This window comes from Mucilaginibacter metallidurans (assembly GCF_003286435.2).
In the GTDB taxonomy this organism is placed as follows: Bacteria; Bacteroidota; Bacteroidia; order Sphingobacteriales; family Sphingobacteriaceae; genus Mucilaginibacter; species Mucilaginibacter gossypii.
On record NZ_CP043449.1, the window covers coordinates 3,426,023 to 3,446,675 of the forward strand.

Sequence of the window (20,653 nt, forward strand, 5' to 3'; positions counted from 1 at the left end):
GCTTACTCAGCCTTCTTTTCTTCGTTTGTGGTAGTCTTAAAATCGTCCCAGTCACGGCTAAACCTGCCATGCCCGTGGCCTTTCCATCCGCACATGCGATCTTCCCACTGAGCGCGGAATTTATCTCTGTCTTCGGGGCTCATATTCTTAAAACGTTCGGCCATGCGTCCGCGCATCCAGGGCGCTCCTCCCCCACCTTTAGGGCCGCCTTTCCAAAACCAAACAAAATTTTGCATAAAATAAATATGCCAACGGCCTGCCAGTAAGTAATGGTTGTTACATGTAAAATATCCGGCAATAAATTATTCCACAGCTGCATTACCACAAAGCTGATGACAGCCAGGCAAGCGATCACCCAAGCGGGATGAAGAAAAATCGCCTTTTATAAAAAAATGGTTTCATGTTATATAATGTCTTAATTTTTAATATTCAGTAATTTCGGTGTAAAGCTGGGCAAGCCGTTTACGCAAGTGTAGTACGGCGTAACGTTTCCTTGATACCAGCGTGTTGGTATTTAGCCCGGTACGTTTGGCAATTTCCTCAAAGGGGATATCTTCAAGCTCATGCCAAACAAATACCTGTTTTTGTTCTTCGGGCAATTCATCCAGCGCAAAAAATAACTGCTCCCAAAAAAGGTTGCGCAAATACTCGGTTTCGGGAGTGGTAGCTTCAGTAAGGAGTATGGCTTTAAAGTCCGGTGCCTCATCGTCATAATCCTCATCATCGGCCAGCATATCATCAAGTAGGGTTTCCGTCTTTTTTTTATGCTTATCAGTTATTTTGTTCCGGGCCACCCGGTATAGCCAGGCGCTGGTTTGTTCAATCGGTTCAGAATTAATAACAGCGCTAAACTGGTACCAAACATCCTGGAGTATATCCTCGGCGTCGGCATCGTTTTTTACCCTCCGGCGAATAAATCCCAACAGGCTTTTACCATACGACGCAATTGTTTGTATGATGTGGCTGTTTTTGTCCTGGGGCATTATCGCTGTTGTCAATTTCTTTATCCTTTTTAAAGATAAAGACGATTGTGATTTAAAAACATTTTAATTTTTTTTCAAAAAAGTTTATTGCATATCAAAAAGTCATTTCAGACAGCTAAAACAGTATTTATTTGATTGCAGAAGCGGTTTGAGCAACTGATGTTTAAACATCATGAAGATAGTTTTGTCGAATTAAATTCATTTTAATTAAAAATATTTGAACTTTATTCGATTTATACCGAATATTACTGTATGATTAACGAACCGGAAATTATTTTAGATAAAACCGACCTGCATATTTTGCGATTGATGCAGGAAAACGCCCGGATCTCTAATGCCGACCTGGCCCGTGAGCTTGGCATGGCGCCATCCGGCATACTTGAACGCGTAAAAAAACTGGAACAAAAAAATGTGATCCAACAATATACAACGCGCATCAATCCGGCGGCCCTGCAGCAAAAAATGCTTGCTTTTATATTTATGAAAGCGGCCGATGGGCCAGGAAGCGATGCTACATCAGGCGAGCTGGCCAAGATACCCGAAGTACAGGAAGTGCACCACATAGCCGGCGACGATTGCTATTTAATAAAAGTGCGTACTTATGACTCCGCCTCGCTAATGAATTTAATGCGCACTCACTTCAGTAAAATACCCAATATTTTGAGCACCCGCACCACCATAGTGCTCGAAACCAAAAAAGAACAACAACAATTGGTTATACCCGAAAAATAATATACCATGGCACCTACTACTGCAAAATCCACTTCGCCCTTATTAGTTATTATAGCTTTCGCCACTGTTTATATAGTATGGGGCTCTACCTACTTTTTTATAAAAATTGCAGTAGCTGGTTTTCCGCCGCTGCTGTTGGGCGCGCTGCGTTTCTTCACAGCGGGTTTGCTGTTAATGGCGTGGTGTGCAATTAAGGGTGAAAAGATTTTTGTAAAACAAAACATATTACATGCAGCAGTAAGCGGTTTCCTGCTGCTGGTAATAGGTAACGGTGCAGTAATATGGGCCGAACAAACTTTACCAAGCGCTATGGTGGCCATTATGGTAACATCGCCGCCAATTTGGTTCGTGCTGCTTGATAAACCCAACTGGAGCACCAACTTTAAAAGCAAAAGCACCATTGTCGGCCTCATCATTGGCTTTATAGGTGTGATACTTTTATTTCGGGATCAGATCGCGGACGTATTGGGATCATCGGCAGGTCCATCAAAATTACCAGGAATGATATTGCTTTTACTTGGTACACTGGGCTGGGCCTCCGGTTCATTATATTCAAAACATTATAACACTAAAGGATCGGTATCGGTAAATACGGCCTGGCAAATGCTTGGAGCCGGCATATTTTTTATTCCCGCAAGTTTTTTAAACAACGAGGTACAAACCGTACAATGGCATGCCATACCGGTACAAAGCTGGTATGCCCTGGCTTATCTCATTCTATTTGGATCGATAGCGGCATTTAGTGCTTATGTATGGCTTTTACAGGTGCGACCGGCTACCCAGGTTGGTACCTATGCCTATGTTAACCCGGTGATAGCTGTATTATTAGGGGTAATTTTTGCAGGCGAACATGTAACGCTGATCCAGGTTATTGGACTGGTTGTAATATTGAGCAGTGTGTTGCTGATCAATTTATCGAAGTATAGGAAGGCAAAACACGGAGAACACAAACTGGCTGTCACGGAATGATATGGTTTTGTTTTGATGAATTTTTTAACGAACTTTGTTTAATTGAAAACAGCAAAAACAAATATCGACAAGTCTTCGGATAAAAACCAGTCGACCTCTAAAAAGGTTAATCCATTCAAAAAATTATTGGAGGACAAAGATCGTATTGCCAATGCTGTTGATAATGATCAATCCTCTCAACGTTAAAAGATATCAAATTTGTCCGCCCGCTATAACGTTGAACTTTTAGAGGAAGGTAACGTATATAAATTCAACACATCTTCTGGGATATTTACATAGCATACTTTACTGAATTCATAATGCTTGATCCCGATGAAAACGAAATTACTGTGATTTCGTTTGGTTTCACCTGTAAACGGTCCGGTCAGCATAAACAACGTTATGATAGCAAGGTAAAGCACACTATCGTTCATATCATCAATATTTTTTTTGCTAACCAACCAAACGATGCCATTTTATATATGTGTATGACCAATGACGGTAAAGCAAGGAATAGGCATATTATCTTTAATAACTGGTATCACGAATTAAATAATGGACTTGAAAAGCATAGTTCATCCTCTGAGCATGGAAAGAAAGGATTTTATGCATCCATTTTATTTAAAAGCAATAATCCTCAAAAGATGAGACTGATCTCCGCTTTCTACTTTACAATAGATTATTGGGGACTAAATAACCTTTAACCTCAACTCTCCCACTTCCCAAATTCAAAATATTTACTGATACTGATGCTAACTTTACTGCCAACCGGGTACTTACGCCTGTCGTAATTGAGTATCCGCAATGTTAAACCATCTTTTTCAACAATAAGCTCTTCAAAAAAGCCCTTGAACAACACCATTTTTACCAGCCATTTGCTGCCCAGGCTGCTAATTTTAATATGCTCGGCGTAAACAACTACCACGCTGCGTCTACTTTTTATGCCGCAAACTTTTGCCTGGGCCGATGTTAGCCGGGTACAACTGGCCAGTATTTGTGCTGTGTACAATAATTTAGGCGAATGATATAACTGCTCAGGACTGCCATTCTCCACAATCTCCCCTTCTTTAAGTACAATAAGTTCATCGGCCATGGAAAGGATCTCGGCAGGATCATGCGATACCAGTACTACGGTAACTCCCCATTCCTTTACAATATACCTGATATCGTGCTGTAAACCTTCCCGATAGGTTGCATCTACCTGGTTAAAGGTTCATCAAGCAGTAAAACTTCCGGGCGGCTAATCAATGCTTTGGCAATGGTTACGCGCTGCTTTTCGCCACCGCTTAATTTACCAAAGGGCATTTCTCTAATGGTGTAGATATTTAAAAGGTTCAAGGCTTCAGTAACATGATGGATAGCCTGACTTTGATCTTCGGCAGGCAAACCTTCACATATGGTGTCCCATACCGATATTCGCGGATCAAGATCGTTATCTTGCTGCGCTACCATCCGCATAACCTTATGGGCATGCTGAATACCTTTTTGCCTGCTTAATACCTGCTCTTCCTTAAAAAACACCTCGCCATGGTCGGGCTCCAGGGTACCATATAACAGGTTAAGCAAAGTGGTTTTCCCGCTGCCGCTTTCACCTACTATCGCTGTTATCTTTCCTTTCGGAATAAAAATGGTAACGTTATTAACCCCCGAAGACTTATCCCCAAAAAAGTTTTTAGTAACCGATATGGTTTCCAGTATCAGATCATCTTGCATCTACGGTAATTAATTTTCAGGATGTTATAGGAAAACCATTCACCCTGGATCCAGGCTTCTAATCTAAAGAAAAGTTGAAAGCAAAAAAACTTAATATGCCAATCTGAACGACAAGCGCAAAACAAATAGTAACTAAACGCTATTTATTATCAATAACCAAATTATATAACCATGAACAAAGCCATAGGGATTGTACTCATTATTGTAGGTGCGGCCATGCTCATCTGGACAGGCTTTACTTACACCAAAAAAGAAAAGATCATTGATGCCGGCCCTATACAGGTATCGGCCGACAGGGAAAAAACTGTTAACTGGCCGCCCTACCTTGGCGGATTATTAGTTATAGGCGGTATTGTTGTAGTTGCTACTTCAAAAAAATAGGAGCTTATTTATTATCTGCCGCTTTAAGTACGCTAATATCCTTACCGACAAGCAGTTGCTAATGGGCCAACCACAAGCTTAAGAAAAAACAGGTCATATTTATATATATATATGCAAAAAAGAAGGCCGCATCATTTGTTTTATGATGCGGCCACGGGGATGCTTCTCCTCTGCAATTTAATATCATTGGGCCGAAACCAGGTCTGGATTATGGTTTACCTGGCTAATGGTGAGGGCCTGTTGAATGTTGAGCCCGGCACCCTGCTGGTCCGACATCCATTTTTGGATCAGTGCATTTAACGTGTTCAGCTGGCTGGCATAAGCATCGGGATTGGCGCCTTTCAGTTTTGCTAAATAAGCCACCGCGTCGGCTATTTTTTGCGCATCTGTTTTACCATCTTCCTGTACAGCCCAGTTTAAATCGGTAACCACTTTGGGCAGCCATAATTTAATGCCATTCACAATTACTGCTGATGCCGGCACCAGGGTTTCCAGTGTTGTTTCCAAAAACTGGCCGGCCTGGCTTGCTTCAAGGTTTTTGATTCCGTTAGCAACTTTGTCGGCTACGGTTATGATTTCATGTACAACGTCTGAAGCGTTGTGGAACAGGGATTTTACATGATCCCACATTTTTGATAAAAAAGACATAGGTTGTAGTTTTAAGTTTATATAATTTGATTGTTGGTTCACAAACATTTAAAGCCATATACAGGCGGCCCGAACACTATAAATACTATTGATTTAAGCTATTTGCAAATTCAGAAAACTGCAAATAGCCTCCGGGTAAATGACTTTAATTAGAGAAGATAAAATTGACGATAAAAACAGCCGGGTAACATAGTGTTTATACGCTTTCGGAATGCGGTTTTTACGTTATTTAATGATATCGGCGGTGTTACCAATGTTTTATTGTGTTAACGGCACGGCTCAGTTCAGGTTTTACCCTTTCTTATTTTATGTTTTTCAAACTAAAATCTTATATTCAAATCTAAAACCCTCACTATGAAATATATAAAACGCAATTTTATTTTCGGCGCGTTGTTGCTTGCCGGCACCAGTAGCTATGCCCAACAGGAAATTATTGATACTACGGCTTTCAGCCGTATTCGTAAGGCCGAGCTTAGCAGCTCACAAATTCCGCAGATAGCGCATTATTTAACCGATGTATCCGGTCCGCGGTTAACCAATTCGCCGGGTTATGCCCGGGCAGCAAGTTGGGCAGTTGCCACCATGAAAAAATGGGGAATGACCAATGCCGCTACCGAGCCCTGGGGCACTTTTGGCAAACAATGGGAAGTGCAGGATTTCAGTATGATGATGCGCGCACCCTATAATGCCCAGATCAGGGCTTATCCTAATCCATGGAGCCCGGGCAGCAAAGGCCTGCTGCAAGGTGAAGTTATGATAATTACATCGGCACAGGCTATAGATACAACTTATCTGAATAGTCACGCCGCCGGGTTTAAAGGAAAATTTGTGTTGGTTACCGGTGATGCGACCGATTATAAAAAAGACTTTGAGCCATCGGCCGAAAGACTGGCCGACACCGCGTTAGCCAACCTGAAGGATACTTATATGGTGTCTCGCTCCATGATTGACATGTATACTACTAAATACCTGAAGATCTTTAAAACAGCAGACCGGATACTGAAAAACGCCGGTGCACTGGGATTCATTAGCGCAGGCCGCAGCAATGTTAACGGAACCGTTTTTGTGCAAGGCCGCTACGGCTATAAATTAACTGATCCGGAAACTGTACCGCAGGTTACCATGGCTTCGGAGGACGGGCAGAAGATCAAACGGCTGATCCAATCGGGCCAGAAAGTTGAGCTGGCCATGAGTTTTACGGACAAAACATCTACCGAAGATACAAACGGCTACAACGTGGTAGGTGAAATCCCCGGTACCGACCCCAAATTAAAATCGCAGTTGGTGATGCTGGGCGGCCATCTTGATTCGTGGCAGGCAGCTACCGGTGCAACCGATAATGCGGCAGGCTGCATTGTAATGCTGGAGGCTGTTCGCCTGCTCGATTCGCTTGGACTTAAACCTAAACGCACCATCCGCATTGCACTATGGAGTGGCGAAGAGCAGGGTTTGCTGGGTTCATTCGGGTACGTTAAAAACCATTTCAGGGATGGCGTTAAATTTACTGTAAAGCCCGAGCAAGCTAAAGTATCGGCCTATTTTAATTTGGACAATGGAACCGGAAAAATCAGGGGGATCTTTGCGCAAAGCAACGAAAAAATGAAACCGATATTTGAACAGTGGCTAAAACCCTTTAATGACCTTGGTGCCACAACGGTAACTATGGCCAATACCGGGTCAACCGATCACCTGGCGTTTGATTGGGCTGGCATACCGGGTTTCCAGTTTGTGCAGGACCCTATTGATTATGAAACCCGCACACACCACAGCAATATGGACGACTACGACCACCTGATGATAGACGATCTGAAACAAGCCGCCATCATCGTAGCCTCATTTGTGTACCAGGCCAGTATCCGCCCCGAAATGCTGCCAAGGAAACCGCTTGTAAACGAAACTTTTGTTTTTGATGGATTTTAGCAGAATAGCAAACGTCCGCGATTAAATAAGCTCACTGATACGCAAAGGCAAAAAAATCTTTGCGTCTTAGGGAAAAATATTTTCCTCAACGTATATTTTAATACAGGCTTGTTTAAACTTCAAAAAAACGACGGGAGATAAACAATATGAGCATCAGGAGATATCAATGCTTTGCAGAGCCGGCCCCGCTTTGATCACAGGGCCGGCCCTCTTAATGGATTTGAAAAACAATTAAGAACGGTTAACGGGTTTCAGGATCCGCCGGTCTTCAGCTTTTTTGTTTAACCTGTTTTTAACAAATGAGTTGACCATAATAACCAGGATACAACAGGCAACCAATACGTAAATAATTAGGATGTGCTTTGGCATTTCAGTTTATAATTTCCTAAATGTAACAGGTTTGCTACTTAACCTGCAAGCGTTTTTTAAAATAAAGTTTCGACTAATTTGGTACAAAAGTCAAGAAAATGTCATTTTCCAATTTCAAAATTCGGATGTTCGATTTGGGATTTGCAGGGTTTGGATTAATTTATACAAATAAAATCTTTGGGGACAAAATCGGTAAGCCACACCTTGTTTTCCGACAGGTAGAATTTATGGCCCAGCCGGTGCGTTTCACCCGCCGCAACGGTTAACACAACCGGTTTACCATGGCGTTGACCAACCTTAACAGCCCTTTCCAGGTCGCTGCTCAGGTGTACGTGTTGCCGGCTCCGCTTTTCGAGCCCGGTTTGCAAAATCGCCTCAACCGACTGGCTCCCCGTGCCGTGATACAGCACATCCGGCGGTATTTGTGCTTCATAACCCAACTCAACCTCAACCGAATGCCCCTGGCTGGCGCGGATCTTCTGCCGGGCAACATCAAATGCGAAACGCTTTTTGGCGTTAGTTTCAACTATGTGGTTCAGTATTTCAAGAGTTATGGCTTTACCATGTGCAGCCGCTTTAAGCAGCAACTCGTCAACGGCTACCCAGCCCTGCTCATCAAGTTTAATATTTATTGCTTCGGGTTGATGACGTAATACCAGGCTTAAAAATTTACTTAAGCTGGTAGTTTCTTTTTCGCTTATCATTAGCACTAATATAAATGCTTTACGTCATGAATTTAACAAACTGCTCAAATTCTTTCCCTGCGGTACAGGGCTATCCCCAGCATAATGCTCCAGTGATTTCCGGTACAGATCCTTCATTTGTTTAACCAGTATCCGCGGACCAAGCACCTTCAGTTTAGGCCCGAAACCAAGCAGTTCGCGCTCCAACTCGAAGTTCATGATTACCCTGATACTGAATATCGTTCCGTCTGCCGTAACTTTTAATATTTTTTGCGTGTGGTGCAATGGTTTGGTAATAACATACGGGGCATTTTTATCATCTACCCAAAATATGACTTCATTATCGCGCTGACCGGGCGATTTGGTAACGCCAAGCACATCATTATAATAAGTAGCGAGATTGATCCTGGTGTTTTCAATATATTCATCAGCATGTACTTCAACAGTCTGGATCCTGTCGAGCGCCAGGGTAAGCAGCGGCTTATTTCTTACGTGCGATACACCCAAAACAAACCACCGGTTACGGTATTCCTTCAACAAATAGGCACTGAAACAAAATGTACTGGCCTCCCTTGCTTTGAACGACTGATAGCTAACACACAACGTATTCTTGCTTACAATAGCCTTGCGGATGATCTCTATCCATTCAAGCCCTTTCAGGTTATCGTTCTTTTCAAAATCAACTACAGGTATGCTATGTGTTTTCTGGCTGTAGATCTTGTCTTCCAGTTTGGTTACCATTTCGTTAAGGTCGGCAAAATGCCCCAGGCCTTTAAACTGGCCCAGCAAACCGGCCACTTCGCTAAGCACCTGCATGTCCTGGTTATTGAGGGGGATGTTATTGATGCTGTAATTTTTGTCGGAGTAGGTGTAATACTTTTTATCAACCACTACAATAGGCGCTTCGTACCCCAGCTTATTACTGCGCATCATCTCCATATCGGCCTGTACGGTGCGGCGGCTTACCCCGCTGTCTATACCCTGATATTCGTACAAAGCTTCGGAGCAGGCTTCAATCAGATCATCAAGTGTCCACTGCCGGCGGCGGTTTTGCAGGCAACTGTCGATGGTTCGGTAACGGATAAGGGCATTGCGGTTTACAGGCATATTTTGATTTCGGATTTATTTATTCTTTAATTTCCCTACCCTCTTTGAAGCGCAGCCGGAGAGAAGGTCGACGAGCGAAGTGATGTCGGGGTGAGTCGACATACCAGTTCATGACTTTTGTTATAATATTATTAAATTATTTTCAACTACGCAAATACATTGCGTAGTTGAAAATTTACTTTGTATCATCAGCCCCACCCAACCCTCCCCGGAGGGAGAGGGCTTTTAAAAAAAATCAATAGACAACCAAGTCTCCCCTACCGGGGAGATTAGAGGGGCAACTTTATGGAAAAGATAAAAATAAGCAACAACGAATTAACCTCATTAGGTATTAACGACGTAAAGATATTAGAGAACTTTAGCCGCGTGGCCAATGGCCTGTTAAAACACGGCGTAATGGATAAGGAACAGATCCTGGCTAACCTGGAAGCCCTTATTGATGAACCGATGCCTTACGCCCTTAAAAAAGGCGGTAAGTTCAAGAACCTGGCCGAAGCCGTGATCGATCTGCGTAAAGAAGGGAAATTTTTGAAACAACCGCGAACTTCGTTTGCCCTGAAGCAGGAAATTGCCGATTTTCCGGTTTACGGCCTTGAGCATATTGAAGTGGGTGCGCTTGCGCAGATGAAAACCGCGGTTAAATTACCCATAGCCGTGGCAGGCGCTTTAATGCCCGATGCCCACCAGGGTTACGGCTTGCCTATTGGCGGCGTGCTGGCTACAACTGCCAACACCATCATCCCCTTTGCTGTTGGGGTGGATATTGCCTGCCGTATGTGTTTGAGCATTTTTGATTTACCTGCCGGTGTGGTTGATACCGAAACCGACATGCTTAAAGGCCTTTTGCTTGATCATACCAACTTTGGGATTGGCGGGGTTACCAAAACGCATTTTGATACCTCGCTGTTCGACAGCCCTGTATGGAGCGAAACCAAGGTGATCCGGAACCTGAAGAATAAGGCTTATGCCCAATTGGGAACTTCAGGTACCGGCAACCACTTTGTTGAATGGGGTGAGCTTACTGTTACCGAAGGCGCGCTTGAAGGCATCCCGGCCGGTAGTTACCTGGCTTTATTGTCGCACTCAGGTTCACGAGGGTTTGGCGGAAGCATTGCCGATCATTACTCAAAAATTGCTATGAGCAAAACCAAGCTTCCGCAGGAGGCCAAACATTTGGCATGGTTAAACTTGGATAACGACGAAGGGCAGGAATACTGGATTGCCATGAACCTGGCCGGCGACTATGCCAGCGCCAATCACCATGAAATCCATAATAAAATTGCCCGTGCGCTTAACCTTAAACCGGTTATGATGATAGAAAACCACCACAACTTTGCCTGGAAAGAGCAGCTTGCCGATGGTACCGAAGTAATGGTACACCGAAAGGGCGCTACTCCGGCAGGCGAAGGTGTATTAGGGATCATTCCCGGCAGTATGAGCACACCTGGCTTTGTAGTGCGCGGTAAAGGCGATGCGGTTTCTATCAACTCCGCATCGCATGGCGCAGGCCGTTTAATGAGCCGAAGCGCCGCCTTTAAAACTGTGGATCCCAAAGCGGTTGCTGCTAACCTGGTAGATAAACGCATTACCCTAATGGGAAGCGATTTGGACGAAGCGCCGATGGTGTACAAGGATATCCATGCAGTAATGGCCGCCCAACATGATTTGGTTGATGTATTGGCAAGCTTTCAGCCGAGGATTGTGAGGATGGCTGATGCTAAGGAAAAGCCGGAGGATTAGAAGCCCCCCGGCCCCCTAAAGGGGGAGTTTGTCTAAACATAGCACATTACCACGGCACTACCTTGCAATAGCAGTGAAGATATATGCAAAACACAAGAGGGTTAATGAATTCCCAATTGTAAAAATTATTTATATTAACGTATTAGTTTACAAGAAATCATGAAACAAGAAATTGAAAATTTTCATTTTGTTGAAGCAAGTTTACAACGGTCATTTAAATCATTATCGGAGATTTCTTTTATTAATAGAGCGAGAACCCCGAACGAGATCGAATTAGTTAATGGCCCACCATTTGATTTCTATCGCGTCTCATTGCATTATATGTTTACTATGGAATATATAAAGCTGATGGAATTAAATAAAGAACAATATCCCACAAATCATTATGCAAGTTTAGAGAAGCTGTCAATTACTGTTTTTAAAAATCACGGAGATAACTTCAAGCAAAAGCACGAACTCAACTTAGATCTCCTATCAGAGATTAGAGCCTCAGACTTTTTTAATAAACTCAAAGGAGACAGAGATAAAAAATTTGCACATGCAGATTCAAATTATTCCGACCCTTTTTCTTTTCATAGTTTCTCTGATGGCGAAATTCAAGAGGGATCTGAACACTTAAAAAAGTTTAAATTAATAATGGATAATTGTACATCTGTATTTGATTACGAGTTTGCGTTTCAACATATCGATTCTCGCACTGATAATTTTATTAAATTCCACACAAAGTATAAGGAATATTATTACAAAAACTATTTCGATGCCATGAAGAATGGCTGTGGATTGCTTTAAAAGTTTACTTGATTAACTTATACCTCAATCACAAATCATTAAATGCCCACAACACCACAATCATACAACCTCCTGCTTGAAGTATTTTATTGGGGGCTACAATGGGGACTTATTCCTAAAGCCGATGTAGTAAAATGGGCTGATGATATTATCATAGCTACAGAGGATATTCCTGATTACTTTTTCATTGAACTTTCAATGAGCAGGAGTATTACAGAAGCAATGATGCTTATAAAAGATGAAATAAGTATCAGTAATGCCACTATTATTGGCAACGCGTTACTTGGCTTGATTTATCATAAACTCAATAGCAGTAATTTGGAATTACAGCAAGCATGTAATATCATGGACCGCATTGCTTCAAATGATACGATGGCCGGTTACGAAAAAGGCATGTTATATCAATTTTGCGATGAGTTCCAAGAGGCATTTCGTCCGGAACATTTTGATAATCTGCGCACCGATATATTGGATTTTTTAATTTTATACAAAGATTTCACCCTTCATAATTACCATGAATGGCCTACAATAACTGAGCGAACTGAAACGCATAAATTCAACGCAATTCAACAAGTTAACGAGGAAAATGAAGCCTATGCCAAGGAGCAAAAGCAAACCGCTGCCGCGCACAAATTTACCATTAAATTGGTCTTATACACGCTAATATTGGGGGCCGAAATAGTAATTATTGCAAAACCCAATTTAGAATATAAATTCAATAGAGATATGTATGCTTTATCGTTATTGGTATTTGGAATTGCTATGTGTTACCCTTTCGTGTGGATAATATATCGCAGCCTAATTAAGCTATTCCGAGTATAATCTATCAATCCTTATCTTTATGCTACTATGGAAGTCAAACCTTTCCTCAAAGAAATCCAACTGAAACGCGATACGGTACCATCTTTTGATGCCTATCCATTTCACATCCCTTCCATCAGGAGCCTAAAGTCGTTAAAGTTCCATCGCGATGTTACTTTTATTATTGGCGAAAATGGTTCGGGGAAGTCAACCTTAATTGAGGCCATAGCTTTGCATATGGGTTTCGGTACAGAGGGCGGTTCAAAAAATGCCCGGTTTCAAACGCATAATAATTCTTCGAAACTTTTCAATTACTCAACCAGTATAAAAAGCTTCAAAAAGCCAACTGATTACTTCTTTCTCCGGGCCGAAAGCTATTACAACCTGGCTACTTATATGGAAGATGTTTATGAAAATGATAAAGGTACCTTTGAAAGGCAATACGGAGTAAGGTCGCTTCATGAATGCTCACATGGCGAATCGTTCATGGCTACGCTAACCAACAGGCTTACCGGCAACGGGCTTTACATATTTGATGAGCCCGAGGCTGCCTTATCGCCCAACCGGCAAATGGCGGCACTCTCGCTCATCAATACGCTTGTGAATGAAAACTCACAATTCATTATCGCTACCCACTCTCCTATTTTATTAGCCTACCCGGGCGCAACCATTTACCAGTTAGACGATTCGGGCATAAAGCAGGTACAATATGAGGAAACGGAACATTACATGGTTACCAGACACTTCCTGAATAACCATGCCGAAATGACGCGGATCCTATTTGGGGAATAGATAGTTTCATACGAATTATAGAAAATTATAAATCAAACATCAGTGAAATTAGTAGAGACCGATTATACTCAAGAGCAAAAAGAACTCCTTAATTATCTTGAGAATTTAGGTGTAATATTAGAAACAGTCATTTTTGATCTTGAAGAATCACCAACGGATATTTATAAAGCCTCTAAAGAAGTCATAAAAAAGGGGATTGGGATTTTGGCGGAAAGGTTTGGATTACAATTTAGGTTGCGCGCCCCCGATTTAAACATCAATGATTATTTTAAGTTTCAAATTTTCCCGGAGGTAGAACCAACTGGCGAAAAAATAGACTTCAAGAGTTTTCTGGGTGTTGGCTTCGATTTTGCAACAAGCACAATCAAGCTATTTTCTTACGATAGTGAAAATAAGGTTATCTATCACACGGTTGAGAAAGGCTTTGCTAAGGCACTGGTAAATCCACCGCATGGGTTAAGGATTGAAAAACGGGGCAATTTTGCAAGTGAAGATTACCAGGCAAGCGAAAACGATGCCTACTCTGCAATAACAAAATCTTACCTGAGTAAGATTTTATGTTGTGATTCTATTTCTGATGTTCAATTTCTACACATAATTTCCTGGTCAGATAATTGGAGCAACTATTTTGATGACGGGAAAGAGTGGTGGGGCACTTTTTGCTGGACAATATATGATTCAAGAACAAATAAAATAACATTCATTACTGCCTCTTCAACCGATTAGTCGCCTCCACAAAGTCATTCAAATCTCAAAACAAACCACTGTAATACAATCATTTTCAAACTACCCTTTTAAGATTCTAATAAAACTATTGTATTAGTGTCCACCCTTTTATTAAAACACAATTGTGACAATTTAAGCTCCCATATTACCGGTCTTAACTTCTCCGGCGCGCTTGTAATTAACAAAGATCACTCCGCTTGGTGTAACGGTGCTTTCTGTTACCTCCAAAGTAGTAGGCACGGTGTCCTCACTGAATATGGTTTTTCCTTTGCCAAGAAGTACCGGGTATATTTTGAGCCAAAGCTCGTCTACCAGGTCATGTCTCAGTAACAACTTAACCAATTCCCCGCTGCCCCACACTTTAATATCCGAACCTTCTGAATCTTTTAGCTTTTTAATATCTTCTATGCTTGTAAGGAACACGCTGTTACTCCAATCGGATTTATCCTTTGTATTGGATAACACATATTTTGTTACCTCATTGATACCTGGCCAGTAATCTGCATGTTTAGGCCAATACTCCTCAAAAATGTCGAACGTTTTTCGGCCTAACAGAATATCTGTCGCTTCCATCTGTTGCTGCATAATCTTACCCGAAACTTCATCCATAAAAGGTGCCGACCAGCCGCCATATTTAAAACTGCCTGATTGATCTTCTTCCGGGCCACCCGGTGCCTGCATTACGCCATCTAATGTCATGAATGTTAAAACGATTATCTTTCTCATAAGATTTACCTCCCAATGTGGTTGATGTTTAAAATTTGTTTTTTATTATGATACAAATCTCAGCAATAAGGCAATAATACTTGCGGTGTATATGCGACCAATGATAGGGTGAATGCGACAGAGAATAAAGTACTCATTTCCGAAGAGAGACTCGAACTCTCAAGAGTTATAGATTGCCGTGAAACTATAAAGTGTGCCCAGAACGAGATTCGAACTCGTATATCCCGAACCTAATCGGTAGGAAGCAGGTACAGGAAAATCCAAGGATTTTTAAAAGTAATAAATTCCTTCCATCTGCAAACATCTTTAACCAATGATTTTATAATTTCTTTACCCCGGTTATATCAGCTGTTAGCTATATTGCAGGCACCATATGAAAAAGAACTATATCGACCTGCTTGAAAACATCTATGCCCTGGCACAAACCGGTATCAGGTATACCAAAAGCCCTTTCGATATGGAGCGCTATCAAAAGCTGTTGGATATAGCCACACAGGAATACAGCGAATTTACCGGCCTGGAGACCGAAGTATTAAAGGAACGCTTTCGCAAAGACCTTGGTTATGCTACTCCTAAAGTAGGTGTTAACGGCATTTTGTTTGATGAGCATGGCCGCCTGTTGGTTGAGCACCGCAGCGACGACTTTTTATGGGGGTTGCCCGGCGGCTGGGTTGATATTGGTGAAGACCCGGAAACAGCCATGAAACGTGAGTTTTGGGAAGAGGCCCGGCTAATTGTTGAACCGGTTGAGATCATTAAATTCTTCGCTGTCCCCGCCGGAAAGTTTCAGCAGCCCCATAGTTCGGTAGTGGTGCTTTATTTATGCAAATACGTTAGCGGCAATATCGAAACATCCATAGAAAGCCTCGAAATAAAATTTGTCGATCCGGCCGAAATAACCACCTGGCATAAAAACCATGGTGAATATGTAAAAGAAGCCTTACTTCATCGAAAAAAAGCCCTGTCGCAAGTGTAAATAAATTTGTTTCGGTCACTTCTATTTTATCCACTCCTTTATGAGCTGACGGTTTCTTTTTTTCAGTCTCATTTAATATACTTTCCGCAAAACCGGCAACTATCCGCATAAAACGGCACAGCATTTCACATAATGCGTAAAGATTTGACCATCAGTAAAATATAAATGTATATTTATATACCTGCTCGCTTAGCCATTAACTGAACTCAAACTGATTTTTAAACATTAAAGCCATGAGTACATCAACCAAAGCATTCGACAAAAACACCTCTATGGGTTTTAGGGACAAAAATACCTCAATGGGATTTGCTGATAATGAAACAGGGCTTGAGCCCGAAGACGAAGCCGCCGACGGATTTGTAGCTTCGCCCGACCCGGATGATGCAGCTGAAGAACCTTCGATGGATAGTTAGGAAACTGTTTTATCCGGCTGGTACCATTGCCCTGTATATCTATCCCCTTCCTAAAAACTGGGGCTTTGTTTTATTTTATAATTTATGTTAAACCACATACTAAAGGGAATGGTTTGCGTATGCCTTTTAACCGGCATCGCCGCGGATACCTATGCTCAAAAAAATATAATAAATCAGTTAAGATCAGAAGCGGCCCGGCATAAAAATGATACCGCGGGTGTTGAACCATTACGCCAATTAAGCTTACAATTGCAGGCCACCCGGCCTGATAGCGCGCTGATTTATGCGCAGCAGGGGCTTGAACTGGCCCGCAAATTCTCGTTCAAAAAAGGCGAGGCCGATTGCATGAACCGCCTGGGTGTGGTTTTATGGAAAAACGGCAAGTATGACCAGGCCCTTTCTTTTCTGCTCAACTCACTAAAAATACGCGAAGAAATTAACGACCGCCTGGGTATTTTAAAAAGTCTCAGCGATATAGGCATCATTTACTCCGACCAATTAGATAACGTAAAAGCCCTATCCTACCATTTTAAGGCTAAAGCTGTTGCCGAAGAACTGCATGAAACAGCGCGCCTGGGGATTATCCTGGCCAATATCGGCAACTGCTACATCAAGCTTAACAAGGTTGATTCGGCTTTAAACTATGAGATGCAGGCTTATGCCATAAAGCAAACCCTGAAAGATACGGCTACCATGCCTAACACTTTATCCATTTTAGGCGACATTAACTATAAAATGGGACACACCGCCCTGGCGCTTGATTATTACCGGGTGAGTATAAGTTATGCTGCAAAAGTAAACGATCAAAACAGCCTTGCCGACAGCTATAACAGCGTAGCACAACTCTATAAGCAAAAAGGCATGGCCGATTCAAGCATCTATTATGCAACGCTGGCCCTTAATGCTGCAAAAGCCGCGCTATATCCCGAGGGGATTTTTCACGCCAGCAACCTGCTTACCGATGTGTACCGGGGCAAAAATGAGCACCTTGAACTGCTTTATTTAAAAACCGCACTCGCCGCCAAAGATAGTATGTTCAATGCAGAAAAAATTAAGCAGATCCAAACGCTAAGTTTCAACGAAGCAGCCCGGCAGGAAGAGATTGCCGAAGAAAAGCACCGCGAAGAAGAGGCCCGGATAATTAATCTGCAAATGGTAGGCATAGCTGTTTTTATCCCGACATTTTTTTTGGTAGTGTTACTGCTGAGCAAAAGCCGTACCCACCGCAAGGTGATTGAGTTTATGAGTGTGTTATGCCTGCTGCTGGCTTTTGAATTTCTAACCCTGTTTATTCATCCTTTTGTGCAGCGCCTCAGTAACCATTTACCCGTACTTGAGTTGGTGATCCTGGTATGCCTGGCCTCCGTGCTGGTACCATTCCATCATAAGCTTACACACTTCATGCATGAGCGGCTGGTACACGGACATAAGCCCCAGCTTCCGACGGCCACCGCGGCGGTACCTTCGCCAGAGAAAAAGGGAAATAATCCACCGGCCGCAAAACGTAAACCCGCGTAAGGGTAAGACAATTCCTTACTGTTTTCCTCACTCAAACATCGCTTTGCTATCGCACACAAGCGTTTACAAGATAAGATTATCCACCAAAAAAATGTCATTGCGAGGAACGAAGCAATCGCACGGAAGCAAATCGGCTCTGTATAGCATGCGATTGCTTCGTCGTTCCTCCTCGCAATGACATTTTTTGTTTGACATTCACTTTTTAACAGTGTCCTTCCCCGGTTAAAATCACGGTTAAGAATTGGGTTAATGATTTTTTGTGGGTTAAAACCTTGGTTAGCGGTTGTTTTTTAACCTATAATTGCCTTGCCTGCGAATAACTACCTTATTCCGCTACCAGACATAAGCCTATTACTAACCAACATTTATCATATGAAAAAACCAATCCGCTTTTTGATCCTGAGCTTATTCATTACTATTGTAAGCTGCAGCAAGGGCAAGGATATTACGCCCGTTACCGCTAAGCCGGGAACAGATACTACCCAAACCGATAACAGTACCGGATTTAGCAGTGCCGATGCCGACCTTGCCTATACAGCATTCAATAACGCTTTTTACGATTCAAATAATAAACTTTACTTCAGCACCACTAAAAAAGATGGCGTTGCAGCTATATGGACGCAGGCTATTTACTGGGATATGGCCATGAACGTTTATGAGCGTACCAAAACCGCTGCACAGCTTACCCGCATTGGCGATATATACCAGGGTAATTATAATCATTACGATGGCTACAACTGGAACAACACCACCGTTTGGTTTATTTACGACGATATGATGTGGTGGGTTATTGCCCTGGCGCGCGCCAACCAGCTTACCGGCAATGCCACTTATCTTGAAAAAGCAAAATCCGGGTTCGACAGGGTTTGGAACGGCTCTTATGACCCTGTAGATGGCGGCATGTTCTGGGATTTTCAGCACAGTGGAAAAAACTCATGTATCAACTTCCCTACCGTTATAGCAGCCATGAAATTGTATAATATCACTAAGGATGTTTCTTATCTCAACAAGGCCAAATCTATCTATTCATGGTCGAAAACTAATTTGGTTGACGCATCGGGCAAAGTGAACGATAACAAAATAGGCAATAACCCTCCGGGTGGCCAGGATTATACTTATAACTCAGGTACTGCAATTGGCGCAGCCATGGCCTTATACAAACAAACCAACGATGCAGCTTACCTTAACGATGCCAAACTATACGCCGATTATGTAAAAAACAATATGTGCACCAACGGTATATTACCTGCCGAAGGAGATTTTAACGAACAGGGCGTTCTGAAAGCTATCTTCGCGCAATATATAGTGCAACTGATCAACGAGGGTGCCCAAAGCCAATACCTCAGCTGGCTTCAAACCAATGTTAAAACAGGCTGGAATAATCGCGATGGCCGGAATCTTACTTATCGTAATTACGCCGTACCTACCCCAACCGGCGATATTCAATCATATGAAGCCAGCAGCATTGTAACTTTCATGCAATTGATACCGCCAACTAAGAAATAAGCATTGCGCTCTGCAATCTCCCACAAACCGCGAAGGCGCAAAATAATTATTTTGCGCCTTCGCGGTTTTGCGTGTTTATAAATAATTTAAATGGTCCACAATTGCGGGGTATCCCTGAAATGATTGATCTCCTCAATCACATCCAGAACTTCATCGGGCGACAGTTCATTTTCACCGTCGGCAACATAACTAAACACTTTTCCCGGTTGCTCAAAAGCGATATAACCCAGGTAATCGGGGTTGTTTTTTTTATTCGCCTGTAAAAGCTTATCAGGCTGGTTAAGCTTGGCTACAGTTGATTTACCGCGGCGATAAATACTATAAGTATAGGTTAGCACCGGGTGGCCGTCTGCATGGGCATCACTGTCCGGTACTATAAGAAGAGTTAAATTTTTAGCTATAGCAATAAAGAATGGTTTCATATGTAGCATTAAGTATAACATCAAAATATAGCAAGAGGGATGCCACAATCATTATTTCTATAAAATTAATTTACTTTCAGTATAAATAATATTTTTCAATAAAGATTGAATTATGGCACGATTTTTAAAGTGTTATATATAACAAACTAAAACATCAAACTATGAGATCACTATTGTATATCATCGCAGTTATCCTGATAATAGGATGGGCGATCAGTGTTTTTGCCTATTCGGCAACAGGATTAATTCATGCTTTATTGGTAATTGCCGTAATTTCATTTTTACTTGGCATTATCAGAAGCCCTTCAACAGTTTAAAAACTATTTTTTTATAAGAAAACAGAACGCGGGCCGCAAGCCCGCGTTTATTGTTTTGGGATTTAGCTAAAAATGTCACACAAACTTTAATAACGTTTGTAGTGTTATTATAAGTTTTACTACGATGACATTAAGCGACGAAGAATTCAGGGAAGAATATAAACCACTGCATATCCCTTCACATTTTGATCCACAGGATACCCAGCAAAATAAAGCCATATATGCGCTGGCGCAAATTCGCGAAGGTACGGCAGATAGCGTACTGAAAGAGTTGGAAACCCTGCAGCCCGGCATTGTGAACGAACAGGTCACCGCGCTGGTTAAAACCACTCTTGTCAGCCTTTACAATAAAGGTCTTATTAAGGGCGAAGAACATAACGGGCAGATGCATTACAATCTAAGCAAGATCACCGAGGCCAATGACGGCTCAACGAGGCACTAAT

At 42.2% G+C, this 20,653-nt stretch carries 27 protein-coding genes; 17 read left to right on the forward strand and 10 right to left on the reverse strand.

What is annotated here, in order from left to right; genetic code table 11:
• Nucleotides 1-2 precede the first annotated feature (2 nt).
• Nucleotides 3-236, reverse strand: a complete 234-nt coding sequence (locus tag DIU38_RS33550; RefSeq protein WP_208809241.1) for a hypothetical protein — start codon at nucleotides 234-236, stop codon at nucleotides 3-5.
• A gap of 186 nt (nucleotides 237-422) precedes the next feature.
• Nucleotides 423-998 (reverse strand): RNA polymerase sigma factor, encoded by a 576-nt coding sequence (locus DIU38_RS14550; RefSeq protein WP_243770747.1) that lies wholly within the window; start codon nucleotides 996-998, stop codon nucleotides 423-425.
• Nucleotides 999-1,235: 237 nt separating this feature from the next.
• Between DIU38_RS14550 and DIU38_RS14555 the strand changes: the two genes are divergently transcribed.
• The 4 genes from DIU38_RS14555 (at nucleotide 1,236) to DIU38_RS14565 (ending at nucleotide 3,367) form a co-directional block, all read left to right on the forward strand.
• Nucleotides 1,236-1,715, forward strand: a complete 480-nt coding sequence (locus DIU38_RS14555; protein ID WP_090524317.1) for an Lrp/AsnC family transcriptional regulator — start codon at nucleotides 1,236-1,238, stop codon at nucleotides 1,713-1,715.
• A gap of 6 nt (nucleotides 1,716-1,721) precedes the next feature.
• Complete coding sequence (locus DIU38_RS14560) at nucleotides 1,722-2,684, forward strand: EamA family transporter (RefSeq protein ID WP_112652121.1); 963 nt, start codon at nucleotides 1,722-1,724, stop codon at nucleotides 2,682-2,684.
• Between the two features lie 42 nt (nucleotides 2,685-2,726).
• The gene (locus DIU38_RS33080; RefSeq protein WP_167516183.1) at nucleotides 2,727-2,870 is read left to right on the forward strand and encodes a hypothetical protein; all 144 of its coding nucleotides are present in this window, start codon (nucleotides 2,727-2,729) and stop codon (nucleotides 2,868-2,870) included.
• A 113-nt stretch (nucleotides 2,871-2,983) separates the two neighbouring features.
• Entirely contained in the window at nucleotides 2,984-3,367 is a 384-nt protein-coding gene (locus DIU38_RS14565; RefSeq protein ID WP_112652122.1) for a DUF6169 family protein, read from the forward strand.
• Nucleotides 3,368-3,369: 2 nt separating this feature from the next.
• On the opposite strand, the gene DIU38_RS14570 is transcribed toward DIU38_RS14565, so the two are convergent.
• Together DIU38_RS14570 and DIU38_RS14575 are read right to left on the reverse strand one after the other, a co-directional pair.
• Nucleotides 3,370-3,756, reverse strand: coding sequence for a hypothetical protein (locus DIU38_RS14570; RefSeq protein ID WP_149354104.1), 387 nt, complete (start codon nucleotides 3,754-3,756; stop codon nucleotides 3,370-3,372).
• Nucleotides 3,757-3,860: 104 nt separating this feature from the next.
• Complete coding sequence (locus DIU38_RS14575; RefSeq protein ID WP_149354105.1) at nucleotides 3,861-4,376, reverse strand: ATP-binding cassette domain-containing protein; 516 nt, start codon at nucleotides 4,374-4,376, stop codon at nucleotides 3,861-3,863.
• Between the two features lie 171 nt (nucleotides 4,377-4,547).
• On the opposite strand from DIU38_RS14575, the gene DIU38_RS14580 reads away from it, so the two are divergent.
• The gene (locus DIU38_RS14580; RefSeq protein WP_090524308.1) at nucleotides 4,548-4,757 is read left to right on the forward strand and encodes a hypothetical protein; all 210 of its coding nucleotides are present in this window, start codon (nucleotides 4,548-4,550) and stop codon (nucleotides 4,755-4,757) included.
• Between the two features lie 183 nt (nucleotides 4,758-4,940).
• Here DIU38_RS14580 and DIU38_RS14585 read toward each other — a convergent pair whose 3' ends face one another.
• The gene (locus DIU38_RS14585; RefSeq protein ID WP_146750448.1) at nucleotides 4,941-5,405 is read right to left on the reverse strand and encodes a hypothetical protein; all 465 of its coding nucleotides are present in this window, start codon (nucleotides 5,403-5,405) and stop codon (nucleotides 4,941-4,943) included.
• 354 nt (nucleotides 5,406-5,759) lie between these two features.
• Here DIU38_RS14585 and DIU38_RS14590 point away from each other — a divergent pair, with 354 nt between their 5' ends.
• Complete coding sequence (locus tag DIU38_RS14590) at nucleotides 5,760-7,325, forward strand: M20/M25/M40 family metallo-hydrolase (RefSeq protein WP_112652125.1); 1,566 nt, start codon at nucleotides 5,760-5,762, stop codon at nucleotides 7,323-7,325.
• 231 nt (nucleotides 7,326-7,556) lie between these two features.
• On the opposite strand, the gene DIU38_RS33085 is transcribed toward DIU38_RS14590, so the two are convergent.
• The 3 genes from DIU38_RS33085 to DIU38_RS14600 all read right to left on the reverse strand — a co-directional run bounded on the left by DIU38_RS33085 (nucleotide 7,557) and on the right by DIU38_RS14600 (nucleotide 9,484).
• Nucleotides 7,557-7,694, reverse strand: coding sequence for a hypothetical protein (locus DIU38_RS33085; RefSeq protein WP_167516184.1), 138 nt, complete (start codon nucleotides 7,692-7,694; stop codon nucleotides 7,557-7,559).
• Nucleotides 7,695-7,849: 155 nt separating this feature from the next.
• A complete protein-coding gene (locus DIU38_RS14595; RefSeq protein ID WP_112652126.1) occupies nucleotides 7,850-8,398 on the reverse strand; it encodes an RNA 2'-phosphotransferase in 549 nt (182 codons plus the stop codon).
• Nucleotides 8,399-8,422: 24 nt separating this feature from the next.
• On the reverse strand, nucleotides 8,423-9,484 hold the full coding sequence (locus tag DIU38_RS14600; protein WP_112652127.1) for a helix-turn-helix transcriptional regulator: 1,062 nt from the start codon (nucleotides 9,482-9,484) through the stop codon (nucleotides 8,423-8,425).
• 285 nt (nucleotides 9,485-9,769) lie between these two features.
• Between DIU38_RS14600 and DIU38_RS14605 the strand changes: the two genes are divergently transcribed.
• The 5 genes from DIU38_RS14605 (at nucleotide 9,770) to DIU38_RS14625 (ending at nucleotide 14,332) form a co-directional block, all read left to right on the forward strand.
• Nucleotides 9,770-11,224: an RtcB family protein gene (locus tag DIU38_RS14605; protein ID WP_112652128.1), complete on the forward strand. Its 1,455-nt coding sequence runs from the start codon at nucleotides 9,770-9,772 to the stop codon at nucleotides 11,222-11,224.
• Between the two features lie 159 nt (nucleotides 11,225-11,383).
• Nucleotides 11,384-12,013, forward strand: a complete 630-nt coding sequence (locus DIU38_RS14610) for a hypothetical protein (RefSeq protein ID WP_112652129.1) — start codon at nucleotides 11,384-11,386, stop codon at nucleotides 12,011-12,013.
• A gap of 42 nt (nucleotides 12,014-12,055) precedes the next feature.
• Nucleotides 12,056-12,835, forward strand: coding sequence for a hypothetical protein (locus DIU38_RS14615; protein ID WP_112652130.1), 780 nt, complete (start codon nucleotides 12,056-12,058; stop codon nucleotides 12,833-12,835).
• Nucleotides 12,836-12,862: 27 nt separating this feature from the next.
• Complete coding sequence (locus DIU38_RS14620; RefSeq protein ID WP_112652131.1) at nucleotides 12,863-13,606, forward strand: AAA family ATPase; 744 nt, start codon at nucleotides 12,863-12,865, stop codon at nucleotides 13,604-13,606.
• Nucleotides 13,607-13,648: 42 nt separating this feature from the next.
• On the forward strand, nucleotides 13,649-14,332 hold the full coding sequence (locus DIU38_RS14625; RefSeq protein WP_112652132.1) for a hypothetical protein: 684 nt from the start codon (nucleotides 13,649-13,651) through the stop codon (nucleotides 14,330-14,332).
• A gap of 132 nt (nucleotides 14,333-14,464) precedes the next feature.
• On the opposite strand, the gene DIU38_RS14630 is transcribed toward DIU38_RS14625, so the two are convergent.
• Nucleotides 14,465-15,058: a dihydrofolate reductase family protein gene (locus tag DIU38_RS14630; protein WP_112652133.1), complete on the reverse strand. Its 594-nt coding sequence runs from the start codon at nucleotides 15,056-15,058 to the stop codon at nucleotides 14,465-14,467.
• A gap of 373 nt (nucleotides 15,059-15,431) precedes the next feature.
• On the opposite strand from DIU38_RS14630, the gene DIU38_RS14635 reads away from it, so the two are divergent.
• The 4 genes from DIU38_RS14635 (at nucleotide 15,432) to DIU38_RS14650 (ending at nucleotide 19,471) form a co-directional block, all read left to right on the forward strand.
• A complete protein-coding gene (locus tag DIU38_RS14635; protein WP_112652134.1) occupies nucleotides 15,432-16,034 on the forward strand; it encodes an NUDIX hydrolase N-terminal domain-containing protein in 603 nt (200 codons plus the stop codon).
• 233 nt (nucleotides 16,035-16,267) lie between these two features.
• Nucleotides 16,268-16,447 carry a hypothetical protein gene (locus DIU38_RS14640; RefSeq protein ID WP_112652135.1) on the forward strand — a complete coding sequence of 60 codons (180 nt, stop codon included), beginning with the start codon at nucleotides 16,268-16,270 and terminating at the stop codon, nucleotides 16,445-16,447.
• An 84-nt stretch (nucleotides 16,448-16,531) separates the two neighbouring features.
• The gene (locus DIU38_RS14645) at nucleotides 16,532-17,965 is read left to right on the forward strand and encodes a tetratricopeptide repeat protein (protein ID WP_112652136.1); all 1,434 of its coding nucleotides are present in this window, start codon (nucleotides 16,532-16,534) and stop codon (nucleotides 17,963-17,965) included.
• A 372-nt stretch (nucleotides 17,966-18,337) separates the two neighbouring features.
• On the forward strand, nucleotides 18,338-19,471 hold the full coding sequence (locus DIU38_RS14650; RefSeq protein ID WP_112652137.1) for a glycoside hydrolase family 76 protein: 1,134 nt from the start codon (nucleotides 18,338-18,340) through the stop codon (nucleotides 19,469-19,471).
• 86 nt (nucleotides 19,472-19,557) lie between these two features.
• Here the strand turns inward: DIU38_RS14650 and DIU38_RS14655 are convergent, their stop codons facing one another.
• A complete protein-coding gene (locus tag DIU38_RS14655) occupies nucleotides 19,558-19,893 on the reverse strand; it encodes a hypothetical protein (protein ID WP_112652138.1) in 336 nt (111 codons plus the stop codon).
• Nucleotides 19,894-20,054: 161 nt separating this feature from the next.
• Here DIU38_RS14655 and DIU38_RS14660 point away from each other — a divergent pair, with 161 nt between their 5' ends.
• Nucleotides 20,055-20,210: a lmo0937 family membrane protein gene (locus DIU38_RS14660; protein WP_112652139.1), complete on the forward strand. Its 156-nt coding sequence runs from the start codon at nucleotides 20,055-20,057 to the stop codon at nucleotides 20,208-20,210.
• A 124-nt stretch (nucleotides 20,211-20,334) separates the two neighbouring features.
• A complete protein-coding gene (locus DIU38_RS14665; protein WP_112652140.1) occupies nucleotides 20,335-20,652 on the forward strand; it encodes a hypothetical protein in 318 nt (105 codons plus the stop codon).
• Nucleotide 20,653: the final 1 nt, after the last annotated feature.

Bases quoted from the DNA above. Each gene is read 5' to 3' on its own strand.
- DIU38_RS33550 (WP_208809241.1), bottom strand. From the start codon at position 236: ATGCAAAATTTTGTTTGGTTTTGGAAAGGCGGCCCTAAAGGTGGGGGA.
- DIU38_RS14555 (WP_090524317.1), top strand. From the start codon at position 1,236: ATGATTAACGAACCGGAAATTATTTTAGATAAAACCGACCTGCATATT.
- DIU38_RS14560 (WP_112652121.1), top strand. From the start codon at position 1,722: ATGGCACCTACTACTGCAAAATCCACTTCGCCCTTATTAGTTATTATA.
- DIU38_RS14565 (WP_112652122.1), top strand. From the start codon at position 2,984: ATGCTTGATCCCGATGAAAACGAAATTACTGTGATTTCGTTTGGTTTC.
- DIU38_RS14570 (WP_149354104.1), bottom strand. From the start codon at position 3,756: ATGGCCGATGAACTTATTGTACTTAAAGAAGGGGAGATTGTGGAGAAT.
- DIU38_RS14575 (WP_149354105.1), bottom strand. From the start codon at position 4,376: ATGCAAGATGATCTGATACTGGAAACCATATCGGTTACTAAAAACTTT.
- DIU38_RS14580 (WP_090524308.1), top strand. From the start codon at position 4,548: ATGAACAAAGCCATAGGGATTGTACTCATTATTGTAGGTGCGGCCATG.
- DIU38_RS14585 (WP_146750448.1), bottom strand. From the start codon at position 5,405: ATGTCTTTTTTATCAAAAATGTGGGATCATGTAAAATCCCTGTTCCAC.
- DIU38_RS14590 (WP_112652125.1), top strand. From the start codon at position 5,760: ATGAAATATATAAAACGCAATTTTATTTTCGGCGCGTTGTTGCTTGCC.
- DIU38_RS33085 (WP_167516184.1), bottom strand. From the start codon at position 7,694: ATGCCAAAGCACATCCTAATTATTTACGTATTGGTTGCCTGTTGTATC.
- DIU38_RS14595 (WP_112652126.1), bottom strand. From the start codon at position 8,398: ATGATAAGCGAAAAAGAAACTACCAGCTTAAGTAAATTTTTAAGCCTG.
- DIU38_RS14600 (WP_112652127.1), bottom strand. From the start codon at position 9,484: ATGCCTGTAAACCGCAATGCCCTTATCCGTTACCGAACCATCGACAGT.
- DIU38_RS14605 (WP_112652128.1), top strand. From the start codon at position 9,770: ATGGAAAAGATAAAAATAAGCAACAACGAATTAACCTCATTAGGTATT.
- DIU38_RS14610 (WP_112652129.1), top strand. From the start codon at position 11,384: ATGAAACAAGAAATTGAAAATTTTCATTTTGTTGAAGCAAGTTTACAA.
- DIU38_RS14615 (WP_112652130.1), top strand. From the start codon at position 12,056: ATGCCCACAACACCACAATCATACAACCTCCTGCTTGAAGTATTTTAT.
- DIU38_RS14620 (WP_112652131.1), top strand. From the start codon at position 12,863: ATGGAAGTCAAACCTTTCCTCAAAGAAATCCAACTGAAACGCGATACG.
- DIU38_RS14630 (WP_112652133.1), bottom strand. From the start codon at position 15,058: ATGAGAAAGATAATCGTTTTAACATTCATGACATTAGATGGCGTAATG.
- DIU38_RS14635 (WP_112652134.1), top strand. From the start codon at position 15,432: ATGAAAAAGAACTATATCGACCTGCTTGAAAACATCTATGCCCTGGCA.
- DIU38_RS14640 (WP_112652135.1), top strand. From the start codon at position 16,268: ATGAGTACATCAACCAAAGCATTCGACAAAAACACCTCTATGGGTTTT.
- DIU38_RS14645 (WP_112652136.1), top strand. From the start codon at position 16,532: ATGTTAAACCACATACTAAAGGGAATGGTTTGCGTATGCCTTTTAACC.
- DIU38_RS14650 (WP_112652137.1), top strand. From the start codon at position 18,338: ATGAAAAAACCAATCCGCTTTTTGATCCTGAGCTTATTCATTACTATT.
- DIU38_RS14655 (WP_112652138.1), bottom strand. From the start codon at position 19,893: ATGAAACCATTCTTTATTGCTATAGCTAAAAATTTAACTCTTCTTATA.
- DIU38_RS14660 (WP_112652139.1), top strand. From the start codon at position 20,055: ATGAGATCACTATTGTATATCATCGCAGTTATCCTGATAATAGGATGG.
- DIU38_RS14665 (WP_112652140.1), top strand. From the start codon at position 20,335: ATGACATTAAGCGACGAAGAATTCAGGGAAGAATATAAACCACTGCAT.